A 23,112-nucleotide genomic window follows, 5' to 3' on the forward strand; every position below is an offset into this window, starting at 1 on the left:
CCCGGCGGCGGCCGCCCCGCGGGGCGCGCGATTCCCCACCCCCCCCCCTCCCGGGGGTGTCGCGGGCCGCCGCGCGCCGGGGGGGCCCCGCCCCCCCCCCGCCGCGGACCCTACTGCACCCGGTCACCCGGTACGGGTGCTGTACGAGCCGACCCCGGGACTGAGCGCGGTCCGCAACCGCGGGATCTGCGCGGCCAGCGGCCGCTACGTCGCCATCACCGACCCGACATCACCCCCGAACCCGGCTGGCTTGCAGCCCTGCCGACCATGCGAGCGTCCGGCGCTCACCGGGTGCCTGAGCGTCCATCCGCGCGCTGGAGGATGGCCTCGCTGAGCTGCCACCGGTCGGTGTCACGGCGGAAACGAGGCCCTCGCTGGGACTTGATGATCTCGGCAAGCCGCCGCAGCTGCGTCGCATCAAGATCGTCGATCATCAGTGCAGTGAGCAGCATCGCGTGGTACTGCTCGAATGGACTGTGTGAGTGCTCGATGGCCGCGACCGCGGCTTCAAAGTTCCGCAGCTCACGGTTGGCCTGCATCATGGCCAGGGCAGTAACGCGTTCCTCGTCGCTTCCCTCGCGTAGCCAGCGCAAGACTTCGGCTGGCTCGAACGGCTGGTCCTCTGAGAGACGGCGGGCTCGCGAAACAACCTCTTCCATGGCGCGGGTGCGTTCTGGACCCGGGCGCATCGAGCCACGCACCGACCTGTAGTCGGCAGCGATGGGTCCCGCGGCGTCCAGCAGAGCCTGTGCCTCCGCGCGCAGCCGACCAGCCGTGGTGGTGTCCCCCCGACGCTCGGACTCCTCTGCTAGCGCGAAGCGGTCCGCTGCGGCCGCGCGGAGCCGGAGCTTGGCTCCACCGAGTTCGAAGCTCTCGATGCGGTTTCCCAGCAGAGCGAGAACAAGCAAGACGCCGCCGAAGGCAAGCAGCACCCCCGTGCCCGTCCCATTCTGGGTCACGAATACCGCGAGCACTCCCGTTCCGAAGGACCCTGCGCCCAGTAGGCCCGTGAGCACACGCAGTGCGGGCGTGAACAGGGATGATGCTGAGGGAGGCTCCACCGACATCTCCTCACTTCGCTTTGGGTGGCAGGAAGCTATCGCGAACGGGCTGCCCCAGGTGGTGAGCGTAACGATGTCAGGGCGTCAACCATCCGTACTGGATCGCCCAGCCGAGGACCGGAAGTCGGCATGCCGAGGTGCACCGACGGTTGACGACGATGTCGACGCCGGCGCGCAGCAGGTTGGTGGCGAGGGTGTGGTCGAGGATGTGGGCGACAGGGCGAGGTGGCCCGCGTCGTCGGTCAAACGGCGCAGCCGATAGCGCAGGTGAAGCACCCGGTTGCCCTGAATCACCACGTCAGGATCCTCCAACAGGTGCTGCGTCTGGATCGACCCGAAGTAGCGCTTGCCGGACCCGAATACGACCGGTACGACGTCCATGCGCACCTCGTCGATCCGGCCCGCGGCAAGCACCTGGCCACCGACGTCGCCGGCGGCGACCTCGACGATGCGGTCACCCGCAAGCTCCTGTGCCTTGGCTACGGCTGCCTCGACGCCGTCGACGAAGTGAAACGGCGCCTCGGCATCCCAGCCCTCGGGCTCCGGCCGGTGTGTCACGACGACCACGTGGTCGATCCCGCCCGGAGGCTTCCCGTCCCAACCGTCCGTCAAGTCGAAGACGTGGCGGCCGACGATCGTGACTCCGATCTGGTCCCAGTACGGCCGGGTGTAGTCGTAGGACGTCTGCGACACCTTCAGCTTGCCGCTCTCGTCCAACGGGACGTCACCGCTGGACAACCAGTCGAACAGCGGTCCGGGCTGGTCATTCTCGTCCGCGATGAAGCCGTCCACCGACACCGAGCTGTACATGACCACCTTGCCCACGGGGCTCTCCTCTGCGTTGAGTGCCCCAAATTAGCGTGTCGTGAGCTGTCGCTCCTGTAAGAAGTCAATCGGCCGACAGCGGCCAGCCGTCCAGCGCATGGCCGGGATGTTCGAGCAGGAACCGCCGCCGCACTTCGACGTACCGGGTCGGCGTGAGCCATGTGAACGCCCGCCAAGGGGGCGCTGGTGGTGATGCGGGTGAGCGTGCTGGAGCTGGCGAGTGCGGCGTCGGTCAGTGCCGGGGGCACGCGGGGCGCGGGCGAGGGCTGGCGGCGCGGCCTTCGCTTGGGGTGTCCGGCCGATCGGCGCGGAATCGCCCTTGGCTACGTGAGACCGGAAGCCGCCGGATCACATGATCGATCCCGCATTCCGGTTCAGGTGAGAGGCCGGTTCGTGGCGGGGTTCGTAAGAGCATCGAGCTGCGCTGCGAGGTCGGGGTGGCCGGGGGTGAGGTGGGGGCGGGTGGCGTTGAGGGGGTGGATGAGGTCGGCGGGATCGTCGTGGGCGAGGGCCGCGTGGAGCCGGCTGAGCGGGTTGCGGGCTGCTGCGGGCAGGTCGGTGAGGGCGGTGATCTGGCCGGCGATGCGGCGCAGGTCGGCTGCGTTGCGGCGGGCCCAGGTGGCGGTGGTGCGTGCGGCGGCGCGGCGTTCGCGGGTGGCCTGGACGCGTTGTTCGCCGGTGGTTCCCGCGGGGCCGGGCCGGCCGCGCAGGTAACGGCGTTCGGCGGCCTGGCGGCTGGCGACGCCGAGGGGGTGGGCGAGGTCGGCCCAGCTGGCGCCCGCCTGGCGGGCGGTCTCGATCAGGCCGGTCTCCCATCCGGCGAGCTGCTCGCGGACCTGCCGCAGCAGCAGAAGCGAGGCCAGGGCCTGCTCCGGGCCGGCGTCGTGCGTCTGGGCAGTTGCGGGGGCCTCGTGCCGGGCGGCCTGCAGGGCGTCGTCTATGGCGTGCAGGGCCGCCGCGGCGGCGAGGAACGACGCCGGGCTCGGCGTGTCGGTGCTGGCCGGTGCCGGCTGGTCGGCCGGTGTCATGGGTACCTCCCTCAGATGGTCATCCTTTGGACGACACCAGGTTTGTCATCCATTCGATGACATGTTACAACGGTTTCAGTGAAGCGCATTGGCAGCAACTGCCCGAACCTTCCTGGAGGTGTTTCACCATGTTGATGCGCACCGACCCCTTCCGTGAGCTGGACCGGCTCGCCCAGCAGCTGATGGGACCGGGTACCTGGTCAAGGCCGTCCCCGATGCCGATGGACGCCTACCGCGAGGGCGACCAGTACGTGGTGGCCTTCGACATCCCCGGCGTCAGCGCGGACGCGATCGACATCGACGTCGAACGCAACATGCTGACCGTCAAGGCGGAGCGCCGGCCCGTGGCGAAGGCCGACGACGTGCAGATGGAGCTGTCGGAGCGGCCGCTGGGCGTCTTCTCCCGCCAGATCGTGCTGGCCGACACGCTGGACACCGAGCACATCCAGGCCGACTACGACGCAGGCGTGCTCACCCTGCGCATTCCGATCGCCGAGCGCGCCAAGCCCCGCAAGATCTCCATCGGCGTCGGAGCCGGCCCCAAGGAGATCTCCGGCTGAGTTCAGACCCGATGAGGGCTGAACAGCGGCGCAGGACGGGTACCTGATCTCCCCCCTCGCCCGTCCTGCGCCCCCGTGGCGCTGAGGAAAGGGGTGACGGCCGTGACCGTGCGACGGGAAGCGTTCCTCGCCCAGGTGAAGGAACGCGGCGAGTACGACACCCTGCAGGAAGCCGACCGCGCGGCCCGCGTGGTGCTCGCCCTGCTGGGTGCACACCTGGTCGGCGAGGTACGCGCCCGGCTGGCGGCGCGTCTGCCGGACGACTTCGCTTTGATCCTGCTCAACCCGCTGCAGAGCGCCGAACCGCTGCCCCCGGAGCGATTCGTGCGCGCGACCGCGGCCTGGATCGAAGGCGCGAGCGAACAGACCGCCGCCTGGGACGTCAGCGCCGTCCTGTCCACGGTCGCCGACGCCGTCGGCGACGGCCTCCTCAAGGAGATCCTGCTCCAGCTCCCCGCGGGCTACGACCTCCTCTTCGGCTGCCCTCAGCCCACCTGACCACCCACCCCCCGGTGACCGCACACCGGCCACCACGACCTGGTGACAGAAAGGCAACCACCGCAGTGATGTCCGACCACAGCGCACCGCTCGAGCAGCCCTACGGGAGGGCGTACGAGCACATGCTGGAGAAGGTCCGCTACGACGGCGCGTACCCCACTCGCGAGAAGGCCGAGGAAGCCGTCCGCCTCGTCCTCGCCGGGCTGGGGCGCCAGCTGACCGGCGACGAACGCGTCGAACTGGCCTCACGCCTCCCCATTGAGGCTGCACGCATTCTCACCGCCCAGATCCCCGACACTCGGCCGCTGGGTGGCTGGGCCTTCGTCAAGGACCTCGCCGCTCGCACCGGTGGCTCCCTGGGCACCACCCGCTGGGACACCGGATCCGTCTTCTCCGCCGTCGCGGCCTATGCCGGACCCGACCTCCTCACCCGCATCCTGCGCCAGCTCCCCCCGGGCTACGCGCTGCTGTTCGGCCGCGCCGAACTCACCCAAGCCGCATAGACGGGCCGCACCTGCGGCGCCGCAACACACCGGTGACCATGACGCCTGCACGGCTGCACAGACCGCGACACGTCACGGTCACCGGCATCACGCTGACGCCGCCGGGACCCACCACGTGGCCCGTCACCGGCGCTGAGTGAGCCGACGTTGGCAGCACCACTCACACGCAGTCCGAGGACCGCCAACAGGCTTACCGCACAAGGGCAACAGCACCGGGCCGGAAAATCCGTGAGGCATGGCGGGGGCCCGGACGATCTGGTCCGGGCCCCGATCACACGGAAGGCCCGTCCTGCCGAGCGCAGTGCCGTCACAGGCGTCCTGGGCACTGGCGTACCGCGGGAAACGCTCCAGCAGACCCGCGGCCCGGAACACCAGGTTCGGTCCCCGCCGCGGGTGGACGACGCGCACCCATCCGCCGCGCCCGCGGCAGTCGCGCCACGCCGCGCACAACGGGTCCAGGATGCTGCCGTCCATGAACGTCGCGCCGCTCAGGTCGACGATCAGGAACAGCCGGCCGGTGCCGTGGCGGGCGTCCTCCAGGTCACGTGTGAAGGCCGGCGCCGTCGTCAGGTCCAGTTCCCCGTCGGCCCGGACCATGCGGCACTCGTCGAACAGGTCAGGGTACGGGCCCATATGTGCCCATCTCCTCTGCCACCGGGGTGGCTTTCGACTTGCGCAGGGCCTCTGTTGCGCGGGTGGGACTTCACGGAGAGGGCCGGGGTCACGGGCGGCCGTACGGCCAACCTACTGCCGGGAGTGAGGAAGCGGGCCCCTTCGCCAGTTATTGACGGATTGTCAAAGGTGTCCTCCGGTGTCCTCCGGCGTCGCCCAAGTCCAGCCGTGTTGCGAGGGGTTCCAGTGATCACCGCGGCGGAGCCGTCGGCGGCTGGGCCGTGGATCAAGTGGCGCCCACCATTGGCCCACGCGATGATGGCCTGGAATCGTGGTCCTTGATGATTGCCTCAGGGTCTGCGTTGCAGGTAGGGGCGCAGGACTCTGTTTCTCCGCTGGTCGTGCTCCGGGTCCCTGGCCGGCCGTGCTGAGCGACCTCCGAACGACAGCTTGAGCATCCGGTCGTTGCCACAGCGGGGACAGCCGCCACCGGGAGCGACGGCGGTGGGGCGGCACTTGAGGCGGCATGCGGGGCACGTGAGCCAAGTGACACCTGTGCCGCGCCGCGGGGTGATCCTCACGCAAACCTCCTCACACGACCTCAGCAGTTGCTAATGTTAGCAATTCCTGAGGTCGTCATTGGTGGATTCGGCGGCTCGGTTCCTTCGCGCGGGTTCGGCGTGCCCGGTGCCGCACGCGAGGATGGCCGCATGGTGTTGACGAGTGGGTGGATGCGATGCGCCGAAGCCCGGCCGGTGGGGCCGTGCTGTTGTACCGGGGAGGCGACGGCACGATGAGTACGCCGCTGTACCAACTGAAGGCCGAGTTCTTCAAGACGATCGGCCACCCGGCCCGCATCCGGGTCCTGGAGCTGCTGAGCGAGCGCGAGCACGCGGTCGCCGAGATGCTGCCCGAGGTGGGCATCGAGGCCGCGCACCTCTCGCAGCAGCTCGCCGTCCTGCGCCGGGCGAACCTGGTGGTGACCCGCAAGGAGGGCTCGACCGTGTACTACTCGCTGACCAGCCCGCACATTGCGGAGCTGCTGCGGGTGGCCCGGACGATCCTGTCCGGAGTGCTGGCCGGGCAGGCCGAGCTGCTCGCCGACCTGCAGGCAGCACAGGGGGAGGCGAAGCCGCCGTCGTAGCGACGGCCCTTGATCGACGGCCGCCTCCCGACGAGTTGACAGCGCTCTGTGGTATCGGGAGGCGGCCGTCTTCACCAAGATGCGTCATCAGTGCAAAGCGTCGGGAAAGTGCCGTAACTCCGTCCGTGGGATGGCCTGTTGGTCACCTGCGGACAGTCCTCACCGGATCAGGGAGGGTTCATGGGCCTGCTGCGCAAGATCCGTACCACCGGGCGGGTGGCCGAGCCCGCTCCGCCGCGTCCGGAGGGCGATGTCCCGGCCCCGGCGCGCGAGCTCGGCGGGTCGGTACAGGTGCGGTGCGTGGACGCGGGCTCCTGCAACGGCTGCGAGATCGAGATCGCTGCGGCCTTCAACCCGGTCTACGACGCCGAGCGGTACGGCGCCCGGCTGGTGGCCTCGCCCCGGCACGCGGACGTGGCGCTGGTGACCGGGCCGGTGACCCGGAACATGGCCGAGCCGCTGCGCCGCACGGTCGCCGCGATGGGCGAGCCGCGGCTGGTGGTCGCGGTCGGCGACTGCGCGATCAACTGCGGGGAGTTCGCGGGCGGGTACGGCGTCGAGGGCGCCGTCGCCGACGTCGTACCGGTGGATCTGCAGGTCCCCGGGTGCCCGCCGGAGCCGCAGGAGATCGTCGCCGCGCTCAGGAGGGTGACCGGGCGGTGAGCGTGATCCCGGCTGCCCTCGCGACGGCCGCCGCGCTGGCCGTCGCGGGCGCGCTGGCCGGGTTCGGGCTGCCGTACCGAATCCGCGTCCCGGTCGTGGGCGTGCTGACGGCGGGGGTGGGGGTGGGCGGCGGCACAGCGGGTGTGGCCGCACTGGGCGGCAGCCGCTGGGCGGCCACCTTCCCCGGACTCCTGCCGCTGGCCGGAGCGCACGTGGCGGTCGACGCGCTGGCGGGTCTGTTCATGGCGGTGGCGGGGGCCGTCGTGGCCGCCGTCGCGGTGTACGGCATCGGCTACGCGAGTGGACACGGACCGCACGGGCTCGGCTCACGGACCGCACAGACGGTACTGCCGCTGTTCGCCCTCACCCTGGTTCTCGTACCGGTGGCGGCGTCGGTGTCCACATTCCTGGTGCTGTGGGAGCTGATGGCGCTCGCCTCACTGCTGCTGGTGCTCGCCGAGCACCGGGAGCGCGCCTCGGTGCGGCAGGCCGGTGTCTGGTACGCGGTGATGACCCACTTGGGCCTGATCCTTCTCCTGATCGGATTCTCCGTGTTCGCGGCGCAAGCGGGCGGAGAGACTTTCAGCGCGCTGCGGACCGGCGCGCAGGCCGTGTCGCCGGCGGCGCGCGGGCTGGTGTTCGTGCTGGTCGGGCTGGCGTTCACGTCGAAGGCGGGCGCGGTGCCGCTGCACGCCTGGCTGCCACGCGCCCATCCCGAGGCGCCCAGCCCCGTCTCGGCGTTGATGAGTGCCGCCATGGTCAACCTCGGCATCTACGGACTCGTCCGCACCGGCCTCGACCTGCTCGGCGGCGGACCGGCGTGGTGGTGGCTGGGGTTGATGGCGGTGGGTGGGGCCAGCGCGGTGTACGGCATCCTGCAGGCGGCCATGGCTTCCGACCTCAAGCGGCTGCTGGCCTACTCGACGAGCGAGAACATGGGCCTGGTTCTCATCGGTGTCGGCGCGTCCGGCCTGTTCACGTCCTACGGCGACCGGCCGCTCGCCACGCTCGCCCTGTCCGCGGCTCTGCTGCACGTAATCAACCACGCCGCGTTCAAGGCCCTGTTGTTCTGCGCCGCCGGATCGGTACTCAGGTCCACGGGCCTGCGGGACCTGGACCGGCTGGGCGGGCTGCGCCCGCGGATGCCGGTCACGGCAGGGCTGTTCGCGCTGGCCGCGCTCGGAGCGGTGGCGCTGCCGCCGGGCAACGGCTTCATCAGCGAGTGGCTCCTGCTCCAGTCCCTCATCCACGGCCTCCAGGTGCCGGGCGTGGCAGTGGCGGTCGTCCTGCCGCTGTCGGTGGCCCTGATCGCCCTGTCCGCCGGCATCGCCGCGGCGGCCTTCGTCAAGGCGCTCGGGGTCGGCTTCTTCGCCCGGCCACGTAGTGAACCGGCCGCCGCGGCCAAGGAGTCGCCGCCCCTCATGCTCGCCGGGATGGGCCTGCTGGCCGCCGCCTGCGCGGCGTTGGCGCTGGTGCCGGGGCTGCTGGGCGACGGGCTGGACCGGGCCGTGACCGCGACCGGGCTTCCGGGCAGCGGCGCTCTGTCCGGCGGCGGGCTCAGCGTGCGACTCACGGACATCTCCGCCTCGCTGTCCCCGCTGTGGGTGGTGGCCGCCCTCACCGCCGCGATCATGCTGGCCGTCGGGCTGCCCCGGCTCTACGGGCGCCGGCGGCGGCGGGTGAACGCGAGGCTGTGGGACTGCGGGGGTGGCGCGCCCACCCCGCGGATGGCCTACACGGCGACCTCGTTCGCCGAGCCGCTGCAGCGGGTCTTCGACGACGTCCTCGCCCCGGAGCAGGACCTGAACGTCACCCCGGTGCGCGAGTCGGCGTACCTGGTGGAGCGGGTGCGGTTTCAGCGCCGGGTGCCCGACCGGATCGAACACCGGCTGTACGAGCCGGTGTTGTCGGCCCTGGCGGGTTGGGGTCGGGCAGCTCGACGCATGGCGGGCGGAAGTGTGCACCTGTACCTCGGCTACGGCTTCGTCGGCCTGGTCGTCCTGCTGTTGGCATTGGCGGTGGGCTGGTGAGAGCAGAGCCATGAGTACTGCTGTCGGATACGCGGCCGTGGCCGGCCAGGTGTTCGTGGTCGGCGCCGGGGCACCGGTGCTGACCGGGTGGATGCGGCAGGTGCGGGCCCGGCTGGAGGGCCGGACCGGGGCCGGGGTGTTCCAGCCCTGGCGGGACGCCCGCAAGCTGCTGCGCAAGGAGCCGATCACGCCGATCGGGACCGGGCCCGCGTTCCGCGCGGCCCCCGCGCTGCTGGTCGCCACGAGCATGGTCGTGGCGGCGCTGGTGCCGCTGCTGTCCACCGACACCCCGGTCAGCGGGCATGCGGACCTGATCCTGGTAGTGGCGCTGATCGCGCTGGGCACCCTGGCTCTCGCGCTGGCCGGCCTGGACACCGGCACCGCGTTCGGCGGGATGGGCGCATCCCGGGAGATGACGGTGGCCTCCCTGGTGGAGCCGACACTCCTGCTGTCGGTGTTCGCGCTGTCGATACCGGCCGGGACGACCAACATCCCGTCCATCGTCCAGGGCGCCATCAACGAACCGGCGCGCCTCGCCTCCCCGGCCGGTTTGCTGGCGGTCGCCGCGCTCGCGGTGGCGGTGCTCGCGGAGACCGGGCGGATCCCGGTGGACAACCCCTCCACCCATCTCGAACTCACGATGATCCACGAGGCTATGGTGCTGGAGTACGCGGGCCCGGACCTGGCGCTGGTCGAACTCGGCGCCCAGATGCGGCTCACTCTGCTGCTCGGCCTGCTGTCCTCCCTCTTCGTGCCCTGGGGCATCGCCACCAGCACCTCCTGGGCCGCGCTCATCCTGGCGCTGGTGCTGTTCGCGGCGAAGCTCACCCTGCTGGGCGCAGCGCTGGCGGTGGCCGAGGTGTTCTGGGCCAAGGTCCGGCTGTTCCGGGTGCCCGAACTCCTCGCCGGTTCCTTCCTGCTGGCGCTGCTCGCGGTGACCGCCTCCTACTTCCTGAGCGGCACATCATGAGCGGCGGCCTGTACACCCAGCTCCTCGACCTGGCCTGCGGCGCCTTCCTGCTGGCGGCCGTGATCGTGCTGTGGATGCGCGAACTGGCCGCGATCGTGCGGGTGTTCGCCCTTCAGGGCGTCGCACTCGCCGCGATCGCCGTCCTGCTCGGCGCCCACGAACAGCGCTGGGACCTGGTCGCCGTGGGCCTCGGCATCGGCGCCCTCAGGGCGGGTGTCCTGCCGTACCTGATGCGCCGCGCCCTGACCGCGCTCGCCGCCGACCGCGCGCACAGCGAGGAGGCGCGAGAAACGCAGCCGCTGATCAACGTCGCCGCGTCGCTGCTGACCGCCGCCCTGCTGACCCTCCTGGCCTACGCAGTCGCCCGGCCCCTGACCGAACTGCACCCCACGCCCGCGACCCGTGCCCTGCCGGTCGGCCTCGCCGTCGTCTTGATCGGCTTCTTCGTCCTGGTCACCCGCAGGCGGGCCCTCGCTCAGGTGGTGGGCTTCCTGCTGCTGGACAACGGCATCACCGCCACCGCCTTCCTCGCCACCTCCGGCGTGCCGCTGATCGTCGAACTCGGCGTCTCCTTCGACGTGCTGCTGGCGGTGCTGGTGCTGCAGATCCTCACCACCCGAGTGCGGGAGACGTTCGGCACCACCGACATCGACGACCTGCGGGAGCTGCACGACTGATGAACGCCACTGCTTCCGCCGTGCTGCTGACCGCGCCCGCCGCCGTTCCGCTGCTGGTCGCGGGGGCGTACGCGCTGCCCGGACTGCGCACCCGCTCGACGGCCGCGGCGTTCGCTGCCGAGCTCACCGAGGCCCGACAGCGGGCATCCACGCAGGGCGCCGTCCTGGTCGCGGATGCCCCCCAGCCGAGCCAGGTGCCCGAGCGGCACGGGTGGGACTGGGCCGGTCTCGTCTCACCTGCCGTCATCCTCACGTGCGCGAGCCTGCTCGCCGCCGGCATCGTCGAGCACGGGCCAACAACGGCGTACTCCGGACTGCTGCGCGCGGACGCGCTGACCACCTGGATGCTCCTGGTGGTCGGCGCCGTCGCCCTGATCGCCTGCGGCTCGTCTCCCGCGTATCTCGCCGGTGAACGGGCCGCGCAGCGGGCCTCCGACCAGACCGGATGGCGCTACCACGTCCTCGTCCAGGCGTTCCTGGCCGCCATGTGCCTGGCCGTGGTGACCGCCAACCTCGGCGTGCTCTGGGTGGCCATCGAGGCCACCACCATCGTCACCGCCTTCCTGGTCGGCCACCGCCGCACCCGCACCTCCGTGGAGGCCGCCTGGAAGTACGTGGTGATCTGCTCGGCCGGCATCGCGCTGGCCTTCCTCGGCACCGTCCTGATCTACTACGCGGCCCGGCAGGCCGGCATCGCGGAGGCATGGGCGCTGGACTGGCCCACCCTCGTCGCCCGCGCCGACCGCCTCGACCCGGCGGTCACCCGGCTCGGCATCACCCTGATCGTCCTCGGCTTCGGCGCCAAGGCCGGCCTGATCCCGCTGCACGCCTGGCTGCCCGACGCCCACAGCCAGGCACCCGCACCGGTCTCCGCCCTCATGTCCGGGGTCCTGCTCTCCGTCGCCTTCGCCGCGATCCTGCGCTACCGCGTCGTCGCCGACGCCGCCCTCGGCGTCGGCTTCATCCGCGCCCTGCTCGCCGGGATCGCGCTACTCACCCTCGCTCTGGCGGCCGGACTGCTGCTCGCCCAACGCGACTACAAACGGATGCTGGCCTACTCGTCCATGGAGCACATGAGCCTGATCGCCCTGGCCGCCGCGATCGGCAGCCCGCTCGCCCTGTCCGCCGCGCTGCTGCACATCGCCGGCCACGGGCTCGCCAAATCGGTCGCCTTCTGCACCTCCGGCCGGATCCTGCAGCTCACCGGCACCGCGCGGATCGGGCGGGTACGGGGACTGCTGGCCCGGGCACCCGCGACGGCCGGGGCGTTCGGGCTGGCGGTGGTGGCGCTGATGGCGTTCCCGCCCTTCAGCCTCTTCGCCTCCGAACTGGGCATCGTCCGCGCCGGTTTCACCGCCGGGCCGGGGCTCGGCTGGGTCACCGCGGCGGCACTGCTGCTCGTCCTGGTCGCCTTCGCCGCGCTGGCCGCCCGCACGGCCCGGATGCTGCTCGGACCGGGAACCGGAACACCGGCCGAAGACCGCCCGTCCGCCGCATGGCCCCTGTGGCTGGGCCTGGCCGCCTGCGCCGCCCTGGGCATCACCCTCGGCCCGCTCACCGACCTGCTGCACGCCGCCGCCCAGGCGATCGGAGGCTGAAGCGATGCGCAAGATCTACCAGAGCAGCGCCATCACCCTGCCCCAGCACGCCCAGAACCTCCTCACGCAGGGGCACCGTCTCGCCCTGATCGCCGCGCACCTCGACGAGGCCGGGCCGCGCGTGGTGTACCTGTTCACCTCCGGCGCGCCCGATGCCCGCGTGGAGTTGCACATCCGCCTCGACCCGGACCGGCCGGAAGTACCGACACTGGCCCATCTCTCCTTCGCGGCGGGCCGGTTCGAGCGGGAGATGCGCGACCTGTTCGGCATCGTCCCGCTCGACCACCCGTTGCCCCGCCGCCTGGTCCGCCACTTCCACTGGCCGCGCGGCTGGTACCCGATGCGCCCCGACGCCGGACCTGCGCCGGCCTTCGGCGAGCAGGAGGGCCCGTACCCCTTCCTGGAGGTCGAGGGCGACGGCGTGTACGAGATCCCGGTCGGCCCGGTGCACGCCGGGCTGATCGAGCCGGGTCACTTCCGTTTCTCCGTGGTCGGCGAGACCATCCTCAAGCTCAAGGCCCGCCTCTGGTTCGTTCACAGAGGGGTGGAAAAGCTGTTCCAGGGACGCTCGGTGGCCGCCGGACTCCCGCTGGCCGAACGCATCAGCGGCGACACGGCAGTCGGCCACGCCCTCGCGTACTGCCTGGCCGTCGAGGAGGCCACCGGCACCGAGGTCCCGCCCGAGGCCCAGCGCGCCCGCGCGATGCTCCTCGAACTGGAGCGCGTCCACAACCACATCGCCGACCTCGGCATGCTCTGCAACGACGTCGGCCACGGCATCCTCAACGCCCACGCCCAGCGCGTCCGCGAACAACTCCTGCGTCTCAACAAGGACATCACCGGCCACCGGCTGCTGCGCGGCGGCGTCGTCCCCGGCGGTGCGGCCCTGCGCACGCTGCCCGATCCGGCCCGGCTGAAGGCGATCGGCGAGGACATCCGCGAGATCACCGACCTCGCCCTCGGCCACTCCACCGTCCGCGACCGCTTCACCGGAACGGCGATCCTGCACCCACCTGCCGCCCGGGAGATCGGCTGCCTCGGCTACGTCGCCCGCGCCAGCGGCATCCCCGACGACGCCCGCGTGACCCACCCCTTCACCGCATACGGTGCACAGCTCGACGTACCCGTCCACGACACCGGCGACGTCCTGGCCCGCTTCCTCGTCCGCGCCGAGGAGATCGACACCTCCCTCGCCCTGATCGAGCAGTTCGCCGACGGACTGCAGGCCCCCGGAGCGGTGCTCGCGCCCCCGCCGTTGCCCGGTGCGGGCCGCGGCAGCGGCGTGGGCCTGGTCGAGGGCTGGCGCGGCACCATCGCCACCCGCCTCGAACTCGCCCCCGACGGCACCCTGGCCCGGGTCAAGCCGGTCGACCCGTCCTTCTTCAACTGGCCTGCCCTGCCGGTGGCGTTGGCGGACACGATCGTCCCGGACTTCCCGCTGACCAACAAGAGCTTCAACCTCTCCTACGCGGGCAATGACCTCTGAACGCCGCAGAGCCTCAGTAGTCTCCCTCCACCAGGGAGTGCAGGTGCTCGTCGTGCCACCCGTCCTCGTGCAGCAGTGCGCTGCGCTGGGTGCCCTCGAAGGAGTAACCGGCCTTCTGCGCCACGCGGCAGGACGCCGGGTTCGCGGTCGAGTGGCACAGGCGCAGGCGGTGCAGGCCCAGCTCCTCGAGGGCCCACCGGCTCACGCGCCGGGTCGCCTCGACGACGACACCGCCGCCGCGCGCCGCGGGCAGCACCCAGTAGACGATCTCGGCGTTGCCGTCGGCGAGGTCGATGTCCCCCCACCCGATCAGGCCCGTTGCCTCGCCACCGTCCGCCCGGGCGATGGCCCAGATCGCCGCCTGCTCGTCCTGCCAGCGCCGGTGCATGCGCTCGATCCTCCGGCGTGCGTGCCCCGGTGATTCCACGACCAGACGGTTCCACTTCCGGATGGCGGCGTCCTGGCCGGCGGTCATGAGGACATCGGCGTCATCGACGCGCCACGGCCGCAGCTCCAAGCCATGGGACAGAGCGAGCACGGGTTGTGGATGCTGGGCCATCCGGCCTGCGGGAACGACCGGGGGCACGGGAGAGATCGAAACCATCGCGGCATCCTGCCAGAGCTCCGGGAGCTGCGAAACCCGATATCCGGGTATACCGCACACGCCTCACCCGCATCAGGAACGAGCGGCTCCCAGCAGACGACAGCCACTGCCGAACTCCGGCCGGCTGCTCACCACGTGCGCCATCAGCAGTGTCAGCTCCCGCCTGCAAAGTCGCTCGGTCACTCTGCACCGATGCCCGGCTGAATCTCCACCGTGAAGGCGGCATCATCAGGGCCGTCGCCTTCCTCGTCCCTCCAGACGAGCACACGCACATGCCTGTCGCCGGTGCCGCGAGTCTCCCAGTCGGTCACCAGATCGGTGACGACCAGGGCGGCGACATACTCGGCGCCTTCCCTCGGGGCATCGGTGGTGACGGTCCCTCGCCATCGCGCGAAGTGGCCGCCGTAGGGGCGCCAGCCCTGCGAGCCGTGCGGCTCGTCCACGCGGTACACCCAGTCCGTCTCGGTGCCCATGACCCCGATCTTGTCACTGAGGAGGTCTGATGATCCGGCCACGTCAGGAACGGGCGACTGCCACCAGCCGGTAGCCGTTGACGATCTCCGGCCGAATCCGTACTACGTGCCCCATCTCCGTGGCGACCCACGGCACGAGCAGACGCTCGTACCGAGTGAGCGCCGCCGGATCCACGACCCGGGTCGCCGTGCCGGTGACCACGACGCTCCACCCGGTCCGAGTCACCGGGTCGATCTCGTCGGCCTCGTACGCCACCACTTCGGACTGCAGCGCACGGACCAGCAGGGCCGACCCGCCGTGCGTGCGCACGATGATGTCGCCCTCCTCCACGACGTGGTTGACGGGGCGGATCGCGGGCAGTGCCTGATCGCTGAAGGCCACACGCCCCAGCTGCACGGTGCCCAGGAGCTTCAGGGCCTCGTCGCGGCTCAGCTCGACCATACGCGCGGACGAAGCAGACACAGGGAGCTTTGGGGTCATGGCGCCTCCTCGTCCGGTGCCATGCGGCCGGCTCCCTCCGGCCACACGACCTCGACGTCTATGCCGCTGCTGCGGGCGAAGGCCACGAGATGGGCCGTGGCGTCCTGATTGCTGGACGGGGAGCCGTCCCACACCGCGAGCAGCCGGGCGCAGGAGCGCAGCAGGCTCTCGTCCGCGCCGACACAGGCGCCGCGGTCGGACGGGTCGTATTCCAGCAGTCGCACCTGCTCGGAGAGCAGCAGCAGTTCGCCGGCCGCGCGGCGCTCGCACGACTCCAGCACCTCGGGTACGCCGTTGTTGGAAGGCAAGACGGTCACCAGCGCCATCCCTGCAGCACGAGCGGCCCTGCCGAAGGCGACCGGCAGCCCTCGCCCGGCACGCACCAGCCCTGCCTTGCCCGCCCGCGCGAACTCGGCCAGCCGCCAGTACAGCTCCTCCTCCAGCATCGCCAGCGTGGGCGCGGTGAGGTCGGGGTGTCCCACAACAGCGATCACCTCAGGCAGTCCTTTCTCTACGCCGAACCCGACCCGGCGCGTTCCCACAGGCCCCGGCCGATCAGATATGTATCGGTGATGGCAACTGCCCAATTGAAGAAGTCTTCAATCTGCGGGCCTGACGGCATCTGCCGCACCGTCACGCGGGAGACGGCGACGTGACGCAACCGCCTGTGCGGGCAGTAGATGGTTCCCTGAAGGGCAGGACGCGGGCCATAGGTCGACCGGGCCGACTTCGGGGCCGGTCAGCCCTTGTCAGGGGGAGCGTGCCATCACGTCTGGTCACTTGTGCGCGTGCTCGCCCAGATAGAAGAGCAGCCAAACAAAGCCGGCGAACAGATGCGTGCCGAAGATGTAGAAGCCCGCCCGGATCGCGACACCGCGCTCGATCCGCCACTCCCGATCCTTGGTCTTCGTTTTCCGCTCATTGCCCGCGGACTGGTCGGATGTCTGATCGGTCACCGTGCTGTCTCCCTGCTTCCCGTGATATCTCCCCCGCGCCGCCTGATGTCGATGTCCTAGGACGGCATGCTGAACCGCACGAGGATCACCTTGCCGTCATGGTCGACGGCAGGTTCCGCGCTGACGTCACCGTCGTAGTCGGCAGCCAGCTCGGCCACCATCCGCAGCCCCGCACCCATGCCCTCGTCGCTGAGATCCGGCAGCATCGGTTCCGCGTCCGCGACGCTGACGACCAGCTGCCCGGCCGCGACCGTGATCCCCACGTCCATCACCGGTGAGGAAGGCGCGTGCCGCAGCACGTTCACGACCAGCTCGCTGGTCACCAGCAGCACGGCATCCGCGAACGCGCAAGCCGGCGCAACACCGGCAGCGGGAAGGTGCTCGGCCACCGCCTCCCGGGCCCGCCGCACCGCCTCGGGTCCCAGCCGGAACGAGGCGATGTGCCGCTGCATCGCGGGCGGCACGTGCTCGATGGCCGCCACCGGTCTGGCGCGTCGCCACGGCAGCCGGAATCCACCGCTACCGCTCACCGCGCCGACCCCGTCGCCCGCAGCTCGTCCAGCAGGTCCTGCCGGCCGGTCAGCAGGCTGGCCAGGATCCGCCGGGCGGCGGAAAGCAGCTCGGCCACGTCACCCCCGGCCAGCTCGTACACCACCGTCGAACCCGTACGCGTGGCGCTCACGATGCCCGAGCGGCGCAGCACGGCCAGCTGCTGGGACAGACTCGACGGCTCGACCTCGATCGCGGTGAGCAGATCTCGCACCGGCTTCGGGCCGTCCTGCAACAGCTCCAGCACACGGATGCGCACCGGGTGCCCCAGCATCCGGAAGAACTCGGCCTTCGCCTCGTACAGCGGAACCGGCATGTCGATCACCCCTCGCCCGTCCCGGTCGCCTCGACGTCCAGCCCGTGCCGCCGCGCCAGCCGCACCGCGTCATCCAGCTCGTCCTCGGCCACCGCAACGGCATACGCGTCGTCGGCTCTCACCGCGGCCGCCAGACCTGCCCGCGCCGCGCGGACCCGCGCCAGCAGTGCCTCGGCGACTTCGTTCACTCCGACCTCCGGACGGTGGACCATCTATTGACCCCGGCAACTTACCAATTGAAGAACTCTTCAATTGTAGGGGCCGGTATCGGCGCCGTAAGGACCCTGAGGATGAGCATCAGGCCCACTGTTCCCACGCGGACGCCATGCCGCAGTGCAAGGTGACCTGCGGAACCGGCAGCAGGCAGGGGCGGATCCCCGCGGGAGCGCCGATGATGTGCAGCGAGACGCCACGGCCGAGCGCGGACACCGTACGCACATCCTCCGCGGTGACCGCGCCGGAGGCGCGCAGTGTGCGCAGGTCGAGGAAAATCTCAAAGCAGGCCGAACGGGCCCTCGCCATGGTCAAGGACTCGAGACGGCACTGGATCGAGTCCAGCGTCCTCAACACGGTCGCCATCGCCCTTCGAAGGCTGGCACGTCCGGACCTGGCCCTTCGGGCCGACAAGCAGGCCCTCGCCCTGGCCCGCAAGGCGACGTTCAGACGCGCCGAAAGCCTCCTGACTGGGTGTCGACAGCTTGTCACCAGATCGTGCGCAAACCGGACGGGATGCTTGCGGCTTGCGGACCGGATGGCGACATGGCCCCTGCACGCAACCCCGGCCCCCGGTTGCGGGAACGTCCCCTCACTGGGAAGCAGGGGGAGGACGCCGTCGTCCCGTCCCGGCCGGGGAACATGTCAACATACCCGTGCACGCCGCAACGCCTCGATCGCCACCCCCGTGCCAGGGCGGATGCCGCATCAGGGGAGGCATCCCATGCCCTACGTCGCTCTCCGAAAGCTCCTGGCCACCCTGGACCCGCCCTGGCCGCACGCGCACTCCACCGCCTGGGCCCGCCGCTGCGCAGCCCTGCTGAACATGGACGGCATCGCAGTCACTGTCGGACGGAATGACCCGGTGCTGCTGTGGTTCAGCGACCAGGGCGCCGCCCACCTCGACGACCTCCAGTTCACCCTCGGGGACGGCCCCAGTCGACGGGCCGCCAGGACCGGGACGCCCTGCCTGCTCCCCGACGTCACCGAGGGCCACGGGTACTGGTCCCCCTTCTGCACCAGCGCCCACATCCTCGGGGTGAACGCGGTGTTCGCCTTCCCGTTGGCCGCCGGGGCCTTCACCGTCGGGGCACACCGGTCACCGGCTCGAAGCTCGCCCATTGAACTCACGGGAACGGACCCTGGCGACAACCGTCGCCACAGGTGTCACCAGCCATCTGCTTGCCACCGATTGGAGTCCCGACGGGCCGATCGGCAACGCCCTGGAAACGGGCGGCCCTGGCAACCTCCATCGCGCCGAAGTACACCAGGCGATTGGGATCCTCAGTGTTCAGCTCGGACTGTCGATCGACCAGGCACGGGCACGACTACGGGCGCACGCCTTCGCTGCAGAGCAGCCCATCACGGAAACCGCGCGGCAGATCATCGCTGGCAGCCCTGTTGAGTCGTTGTCCGATCGGAGCTGACCGCCGTCATAGATCGAGGACGAGGCGGGGGCCGCACGAGCGGGAGACGCAGATGAGCATGGTGTCGCCGGCGGCTCGTTCGTCCTCGGACAGCAGCGAGTCGCGGTGGTCGGGTGTGCCGTCGAGCACGTCGGTCTCGCAGGTGCCGCAGGTGCCTTCCCGGCAGGAGAAGTCGACCGTTACGCCGGCCTCCTCCACGGTTTCGAGCACCGAACGGTCCGGTGCCACCGTGAGGATGAGCCCGGAACGGGCGAGCTCCAGCTCGAAGGCATCGGCAGGGCCGGTCTCGGCCGTCCGTACCGGGGCGAAGCGTTCGACGCCCAGCGTGCCGGGCGGCCAGGTCGCGCACTGCTCCTGCACCGCGCGCAGCAGGGGTTCGGGACCGCAGGCGTGGACCAGGGTGCCTTCCTCGGGCACGCCGAGGAACGTGGCAAGGTCCAGCAGGCCGTACTCGTCCTGCGGACGGACGAGTACTCGGTCCCCGTACGGGGTGAGACGGTCCAGGAACGCCATGGAGGTCCGGGTGCGGCCGCCGTACAGCAGGCGCCAGTCGGCTCCGGCGGCCTCGGCTGCCTCGACCATGGGCAGGATGGGCGTGATACCGACACCGCCGGCGATGAAGAGATGTCGTGCGGCCGGCCGCAGCGGGAAGTTGTTCCGCGGTCCGCGGACCCGTAGCTTGGCGCCTTCGTGCAGGTGGTCGTGGATGTGTGCGGAACCGCCCCGGCCTTTGGGCTCGCGCAGTACGGCGATCTGCCAGGCGTCGCGTTCGGCGGGGTGCCCGCACAGGGAGTACTGACGGATCAGGTCGCCACCGTCGTCGCCGTTCAGCAGTACGTCGATGTGGGCGCCCGGCGTCCAGGCGGGGAGCGCGCCCCCGTCCGGGTGGCGCAGGGTGAGGGAGACGACGCCGTCCGCGGCCCGGGTGCGGGTCTCGACGGTGAGAGTGGCGTCGACCGTGGGCTGTTGGTCGTTCATGGTGTTCAGCTCCGGGTTCAGGCCGGTGTCGGCACGTGCAGCAGTAGTGCGTCGCCCTGGCCGCCGCCCCCGCACAGAGCGGCCGCTCCGCTGCCGCCTCCGCGCCGTCGCAGTTCGGCCGCGAGGGTCAGGACCAGCCGGGCTCCGGTCATGCCGACCGGGTGTCCGAGCGCGATCGCTCCGCCGTTGACGTTCACCTTGTCCAGGGGGATGTCCAGTTCCCGTACGGAGGCCAGGGCCACCGAGGCGAACGCCTCGTTGATCTCGAACAGGTCCAGGTCGGCGGCCTTGAGCCGGCCGTCCCGGGACAGCGCGTCGCGGATCGCACCGGCCGGCTGGACGAGCAGCGAGGGGTCGGGGCCCGCGACCGTGCCGTAGGCACCGATCTCGGCGAGCGGCGTCAGCCCTTCTCTCCGGGCGCGTTCGGCGCTCATCATGACGACGGCCGCGGCGCCGTCGGAGAGTTGTGAGGCGTTGCCGGGGGTGATGGTGCCCGCGTCGGCGAAGGCGGGCTTCAAGCGTCCCAGGCTTTCGCCGGTGGTCCCGGGTCGTACGCCCTCGTCGGCGGCGACCACCGTCTCGCCCCGGCGCCCGGCCACGGCGACGGGGGTAATCTCCTCGGACAACGCACCCGACTCCTGGGCCTGGGCGGCCCTTTGATGGGAGAGCGCGCTGTATTCGTCCTGTTCGCCACGGGTCAGGTCGAAGGGCCGTTGGTAGTGCTCGGTCGCCGCGCCCATGGAGACGCCGTCGAAGGCGCAGACGAGGGCATCGCGGTCGAGGGCGTCCTCCGCCGCCGCCGAACCGTACTTCCAGCCGGTGCGGGCTGCGCGCAGCAGGTGCGGGGCGTTCGACATGGACTCCATGCCGCCGGCCACGACCACGTCGTGACGGCCCGAGGCGATCATCAGGTCGGCCAGGGCGATGGCGTGCAGTCCGGACGGGCAGAGCTTGTTGACGGTGCTCGCGGGCACGGAGAAGGGGATGCCGGCCTGGACCGCGGCCTGCCGTGCCGGGTTGGGGCCGGCGCCGGCCTGGACGACATGGCCCATGACGACGGCTTCCACGGCCGCCGGCTCCAGGTCTACGGCGGCCAGGGCCGCGCGGATGGCGTGGGCGCCGAGGTCGACCGCGGACAGGGAGCCGAGGGCGCCCAGCAGTTTGCCGATGGGCGTCCTGGCACCGGCGACGATGACGGATCCGGGCATGGCCGGGACCTCCTGGGGTGTGGGACGGGTCAGGCGGCCGTGTCGGCGTCCACGGCACGGTCGGCGATCAGGTGGGCCGTCTCGTTGACCGAGTGCAGGACGGTGCGACCGCCGCGCATGCGCCGCACCCGGCTGACGGACGTGTAGTCGGGGTGGAACCAGAACATGGTGGGCAGGCCCAGCACCGTCGCCAGATAGGTGTTGGTGATGCCGCCGTGGCACACGGCCGCGACCCGTCCACCGGGATGGGCGTCGAGGATGGTGTCCATGGCACGGACGGCACGGGCCCGAAAGGCGTCCCGGTCCAGGTCGGGCACGAAGTCCTCGAAGCGTCCCTCGGCGAGTGCCGCCGCCCGGGGATCGTCGGCGCCGATCTGCTCGGGTGGTGTGTAGGGCTGGGACACGTCCGTGTCCCACTCGCGCAGGTCGTCGAGGACGGTGGCGGTCATGCCGGTGAGCCGTTCCAGGGGCGCGGCGGTCTCGCGGGCCCGCCGATACGGGCTGACGTACAGGGCGTCGAGGTCCTCGTGTCCGAGCCAGGCGGCGAGATGTTCGGCCTGGGCGGTGCCCTCCGGGGACAGCCCCGGATCGAACACACCGGCCAGCGGGAGGCCGTGCCGGATGAGGAGGAGTTCGGTCATGGTGAACCTTCAGAGGGGTGAGCAGGCACAGGGGTGAGCGGGGACGGAGGTGCGGCTCAGCCGGCGATGGTCCGTTCGGAGGCCCAGTAGGGGCGGCGCATCGCGCGCTTGTCGAGCTTGCCCATCGCGTTGCGCAGCAGGTCGGGCACGAACTCGTACGACTTGGGGCACTTGTAGGCGGCGAGGCGCTCGCGGCAGAACCGGTCCAGTTCGTCGGCGGGCGGTTCGTCCGCGGCCACGATCAGCGCCCGCAGGGACTCGCCGAAGTCCGGGTCGGGCACGCCGATGACGGCGACCTCGGCGACCGCCGGGTGCTGTCGCAGTACGGCCTCGCTCTCGGCCGGGTAGAGGTTGACCCCGCCGGAGACCACCATGTCCGCGGCCCGGTCGGTGATGAAGATGTAGCCGTCCGCGTCGACGTAGCCGATGTCGCCGAGGGTGAAGACGCCGGGGGCGAGGTAGGCGGCCTTGGTCTTGTCCGGGTCGGCGTGGTAGCGGACGCCCTGGTCCTCCGGGGCCCGGAAGGCCAGCAGCCCGGGTTCGCCGGGCGGCAGTTGCCGACCGTCGTCATCGGTGACCAGGACCTCGAAGGGGGGACGCACGCGCCCGACCGAGCCTGGGTGGGCCAGCCACTCCTCGCTGCTGATGCGTGCCACGGTGCCCGCTTCGCTGGCGCCGTAGGACTCGGTCAGCACGGCACCGAACCAGTCAATCATGGCTCGCTTGACGTCCGGTGGACACGCGGAGCCGGTGTGGGAGACCTGCCGCAGGCTGGAGACGTCGTACCGGGCGCGGACCTCGTCCGGGAGGGCGAGGAGGCGTTGGAAGTGAGTGGGCACCATCACCGTCGAGGTGACCCGCCACTTGTTCACCCGGCTCAGGAACGTCTCCGCGTCGTATCTGCCGAGGACGACCACTGGCTGACCGGCCGCAAGGTGCCGCAGCGAGGTCAGCGGGGCGTTGTGCTGCAGGGGACCGCACACCAGGTGTGGTCCCGGCGGGAATCCGGGCCGGGCGGACATCGCGGCGAGGTAGGCGCAGCTGTCGGCGACCGGGTCGCTGACCCAGCGCACCTCAGTACCGCGTGCCCGTCCGGTGGTTCCGGAGGTGTAGACGAGCGGAGGCCGGGCGGGTCGGCCCTCGGGGAGGGTGTGCCCGGCGGGTGCGGCGGCCAGCCACCGCTCCCAGTCGAAGGCGTGGCCGAGCGCCGGGGTCCCGTGGAAGACCACCGGCAGGCCCAGTTCACGGGCCGCGTCGAGCGCGGCACCCGCGCCGACGGGTCCGGCGACGATCCCGGTCACGCCCGCGTCGATGATCTGCTCGACGAGTTCGCCCGAGGTGAGGTTCCGGGACGTGGCGACGGTCCCCACTCCGGCGCGCAGGCCGGCCAGATGAGTCACCAGCGTCGGGATCGCGTTGTCACCGAGGACGGCGATCCGGTCGTCGGGGCCGGGCGCGAACTCGAGGAGCCGGGCCGCCGCCCGCGCCACCTGGTCGGCGAGGCGGGACCAGGACAGCACGTCCAGGTCGTCCGCCAGGGCGGGCTCGTCGGGTGACTCCTGGGCGCGACGGTCGAGTGGCAGCAGCGACATGGCTCCTCCGGCGGCTCCT

Annotated in this window: 27 protein-coding genes and 1 pseudogene; 11 read left to right on the forward strand and 17 right to left on the reverse strand. The window is 71.1% G+C overall.

Annotated features, from left to right (window positions below):
• Positions 1–284 precede the first annotated feature (284 nt).
• From ABZ880_RS50520 to ABZ880_RS50530, 3 genes and pseudogenes are all read right to left on the reverse strand, one after another.
• Positions 285–974, reverse strand: coding sequence for a hypothetical protein (locus tag ABZ880_RS50520; protein WP_361277877.1), 690 nt, complete (start codon positions 972–974; stop codon positions 285–287).
• Between the two features lie 333 nt (positions 975–1,307).
• Positions 1,308–1,886, reverse strand: a pseudogene (locus ABZ880_RS50525) (dihydrofolate reductase family protein); the annotation flags it as partial.
• 374 nt (positions 1,887–2,260) lie between these two features.
• Positions 2,261–2,914 (reverse strand): type III effector protein, encoded by a 654-nt coding sequence (locus ABZ880_RS50530; protein ID WP_361277879.1) that lies wholly within the window; start codon positions 2,912–2,914, stop codon positions 2,261–2,263.
• A 128-nt stretch (positions 2,915–3,042) separates the two neighbouring features.
• On the opposite strand from ABZ880_RS50530, the gene ABZ880_RS50535 reads away from it, so the two are divergent.
• The 3 genes from ABZ880_RS50535 to ABZ880_RS50545 all read left to right on the forward strand — a co-directional run bounded on the left by ABZ880_RS50535 (position 3,043) and on the right by ABZ880_RS50545 (position 4,475).
• Positions 3,043–3,474: an Hsp20/alpha crystallin family protein gene (locus ABZ880_RS50535; protein ID WP_361277881.1), complete on the forward strand. Its 432-nt coding sequence runs from the start codon at positions 3,043–3,045 to the stop codon at positions 3,472–3,474.
• Between the two features lie 102 nt (positions 3,475–3,576).
• The gene (locus tag ABZ880_RS50540; protein ID WP_361277883.1) at positions 3,577–3,972 is read left to right on the forward strand and encodes a DUF2267 domain-containing protein; all 396 of its coding nucleotides are present in this window, start codon (positions 3,577–3,579) and stop codon (positions 3,970–3,972) included.
• 65 nt (positions 3,973–4,037) lie between these two features.
• Positions 4,038–4,475 carry a DUF2267 domain-containing protein gene (locus ABZ880_RS50545; protein WP_361277885.1) on the forward strand — a complete coding sequence of 146 codons (438 nt, stop codon included), beginning with the start codon at positions 4,038–4,040 and terminating at the stop codon, positions 4,473–4,475.
• 123 nt (positions 4,476–4,598) lie between these two features.
• Here ABZ880_RS50545 and ABZ880_RS50550 read toward each other — a convergent pair whose 3' ends face one another.
• On the reverse strand, positions 4,599–5,072 hold the full coding sequence (locus tag ABZ880_RS50550; RefSeq protein ID WP_361277887.1) for an STAS domain-containing protein: 474 nt from the start codon (positions 5,070–5,072) through the stop codon (positions 4,599–4,601).
• Between the two features lie 808 nt (positions 5,073–5,880).
• On the opposite strand from ABZ880_RS50550, the gene ABZ880_RS50555 reads away from it, so the two are divergent.
• The 7 genes from ABZ880_RS50555 to ABZ880_RS50585 all read left to right on the forward strand — a co-directional run bounded on the left by ABZ880_RS50555 (position 5,881) and on the right by ABZ880_RS50585 (position 13,655).
• A complete protein-coding gene (locus ABZ880_RS50555) occupies positions 5,881–6,231 on the forward strand; it encodes a metalloregulator ArsR/SmtB family transcription factor (protein WP_361277889.1) in 351 nt (116 codons plus the stop codon).
• Positions 6,232–6,411: 180 nt separating this feature from the next.
• Positions 6,412–6,894, forward strand: a complete 483-nt coding sequence (locus ABZ880_RS50560) for an oxidoreductase (RefSeq protein WP_361277891.1) — start codon at positions 6,412–6,414, stop codon at positions 6,892–6,894.
• The gene (locus tag ABZ880_RS50565) at positions 6,891–8,924 is read left to right on the forward strand and encodes a proton-conducting transporter membrane subunit (protein ID WP_361277893.1); all 2,034 of its coding nucleotides are present in this window, start codon (positions 6,891–6,893) and stop codon (positions 8,922–8,924) included. The genes ABZ880_RS50560 and ABZ880_RS50565 overlap by 4 nt, the downstream gene beginning before the upstream one ends.
• A 10-nt stretch (positions 8,925–8,934) precedes the next feature.
• The gene (locus ABZ880_RS50570; protein ID WP_361277895.1) at positions 8,935–9,894 is read left to right on the forward strand and encodes an NADH-quinone oxidoreductase subunit H; all 960 of its coding nucleotides are present in this window, start codon (positions 8,935–8,937) and stop codon (positions 9,892–9,894) included.
• A complete protein-coding gene (locus ABZ880_RS50575) occupies positions 9,891–10,571 on the forward strand; it encodes a hypothetical protein (protein ID WP_361277897.1) in 681 nt (226 codons plus the stop codon). The genes ABZ880_RS50570 and ABZ880_RS50575 overlap by 4 nt, the downstream gene beginning before the upstream one ends.
• Entirely contained in the window at positions 10,571–12,169 is a 1,599-nt protein-coding gene (locus ABZ880_RS50580) for a proton-conducting transporter membrane subunit (RefSeq protein WP_361277899.1), read from the forward strand. Before ABZ880_RS50575 ends, ABZ880_RS50580 begins: the two co-directional genes overlap by 1 nt.
• Positions 12,170–12,173: 4 nt before the next feature.
• A complete protein-coding gene (locus ABZ880_RS50585; RefSeq protein WP_361277901.1) occupies positions 12,174–13,655 on the forward strand; it encodes an NADH-quinone oxidoreductase subunit C in 1,482 nt (493 codons plus the stop codon).
• 13 nt (positions 13,656–13,668) lie between these two features.
• On the opposite strand, the gene ABZ880_RS50590 is transcribed toward ABZ880_RS50585, so the two are convergent.
• The 9 genes from ABZ880_RS50590 to ABZ880_RS50630 all read right to left on the reverse strand — a co-directional run bounded on the left by ABZ880_RS50590 (position 13,669) and on the right by ABZ880_RS50630 (position 17,613).
• Positions 13,669–14,214 (reverse strand): GNAT family N-acetyltransferase, encoded by a 546-nt coding sequence (locus ABZ880_RS50590; protein WP_361277999.1) that lies wholly within the window; start codon positions 14,212–14,214, stop codon positions 13,669–13,671.
• A gap of 224 nt (positions 14,215–14,438) precedes the next feature.
• Positions 14,439–14,732, reverse strand: a complete 294-nt coding sequence (locus ABZ880_RS50595) for a hypothetical protein (RefSeq protein WP_361277903.1) — start codon at positions 14,730–14,732, stop codon at positions 14,439–14,441.
• 43 nt (positions 14,733–14,775) lie between these two features.
• A complete protein-coding gene (locus ABZ880_RS50600; RefSeq protein ID WP_361277905.1) occupies positions 14,776–15,213 on the reverse strand; it encodes a pyridoxamine 5'-phosphate oxidase family protein in 438 nt (145 codons plus the stop codon).
• Positions 15,210–15,707, reverse strand: a complete 498-nt coding sequence (locus tag ABZ880_RS50605; protein WP_361277907.1) for a hypothetical protein — start codon at positions 15,705–15,707, stop codon at positions 15,210–15,212. Before ABZ880_RS50605 ends, ABZ880_RS50600 begins: the two co-directional genes overlap by 4 nt.
• Positions 15,708–15,989: 282 nt before the next feature.
• The gene (locus tag ABZ880_RS50610; protein ID WP_361277909.1) at positions 15,990–16,169 is read right to left on the reverse strand and encodes a DUF6126 family protein; all 180 of its coding nucleotides are present in this window, start codon (positions 16,167–16,169) and stop codon (positions 15,990–15,992) included.
• Between the two features lie 56 nt (positions 16,170–16,225).
• Positions 16,226–16,699, reverse strand: coding sequence for an ATP-binding protein (locus ABZ880_RS50615; protein WP_361277911.1), 474 nt, complete (start codon positions 16,697–16,699; stop codon positions 16,226–16,228).
• Entirely contained in the window at positions 16,696–17,034 is a 339-nt protein-coding gene (locus tag ABZ880_RS50620; protein WP_361277913.1) for a metalloregulator ArsR/SmtB family transcription factor, read from the reverse strand. Before ABZ880_RS50620 ends, ABZ880_RS50615 begins: the two co-directional genes overlap by 4 nt.
• A 5-nt stretch (positions 17,035–17,039) precedes the next feature.
• Positions 17,040–17,222: a hypothetical protein gene (locus ABZ880_RS50625; RefSeq protein WP_361277915.1), complete on the reverse strand. Its 183-nt coding sequence runs from the start codon at positions 17,220–17,222 to the stop codon at positions 17,040–17,042.
• A gap of 109 nt (positions 17,223–17,331) precedes the next feature.
• Entirely contained in the window at positions 17,332–17,613 is a 282-nt protein-coding gene (locus ABZ880_RS50630; RefSeq protein WP_361277917.1) for a hypothetical protein, read from the reverse strand.
• Positions 17,614–18,368: 755 nt separating this feature from the next.
• On the opposite strand from ABZ880_RS50630, the gene ABZ880_RS50635 reads away from it, so the two are divergent.
• The gene (locus ABZ880_RS50635) at positions 18,369–18,674 is read left to right on the forward strand and encodes an ANTAR domain-containing protein (RefSeq protein WP_361277919.1); all 306 of its coding nucleotides are present in this window, start codon (positions 18,369–18,371) and stop codon (positions 18,672–18,674) included.
• Positions 18,675–18,680: 6 nt separating this feature from the next.
• Here the strand turns inward: ABZ880_RS50635 and ABZ880_RS50640 are convergent, their stop codons facing one another.
• Genes ABZ880_RS50640 through ABZ880_RS50655 form a run of 4 tightly spaced genes read right to left on the reverse strand, consistent with a single transcriptional unit; the run spans position 18,681 to position 23,093 of the window.
• Entirely contained in the window at positions 18,681–19,652 is a 972-nt protein-coding gene (locus ABZ880_RS50640) for a PDR/VanB family oxidoreductase (RefSeq protein WP_361277921.1), read from the reverse strand.
• Between the two features lie 17 nt (positions 19,653–19,669).
• Positions 19,670–20,860 (reverse strand): acetyl-CoA C-acyltransferase, encoded by a 1,191-nt coding sequence (locus ABZ880_RS50645; protein WP_361277923.1) that lies wholly within the window; start codon positions 20,858–20,860, stop codon positions 19,670–19,672.
• Between the two features lie 29 nt (positions 20,861–20,889).
• Entirely contained in the window at positions 20,890–21,501 is a 612-nt protein-coding gene (locus tag ABZ880_RS50650; protein WP_361277925.1) for a histidine phosphatase family protein, read from the reverse strand.
• Positions 21,502–21,557: 56 nt separating this feature from the next.
• The gene (locus tag ABZ880_RS50655; RefSeq protein WP_361277927.1) at positions 21,558–23,093 is read right to left on the reverse strand and encodes an AMP-binding protein; all 1,536 of its coding nucleotides are present in this window, start codon (positions 23,091–23,093) and stop codon (positions 21,558–21,560) included.
• Between the last annotated feature and the right edge of the window lie 19 nt (positions 23,094–23,112).

This window comes from Streptomyces sp. NPDC047043, assembly GCF_040644055.1.
Lineage (GTDB): Bacteria > Actinomycetota > Actinomycetes > Streptomycetales > Streptomycetaceae > Streptomyces.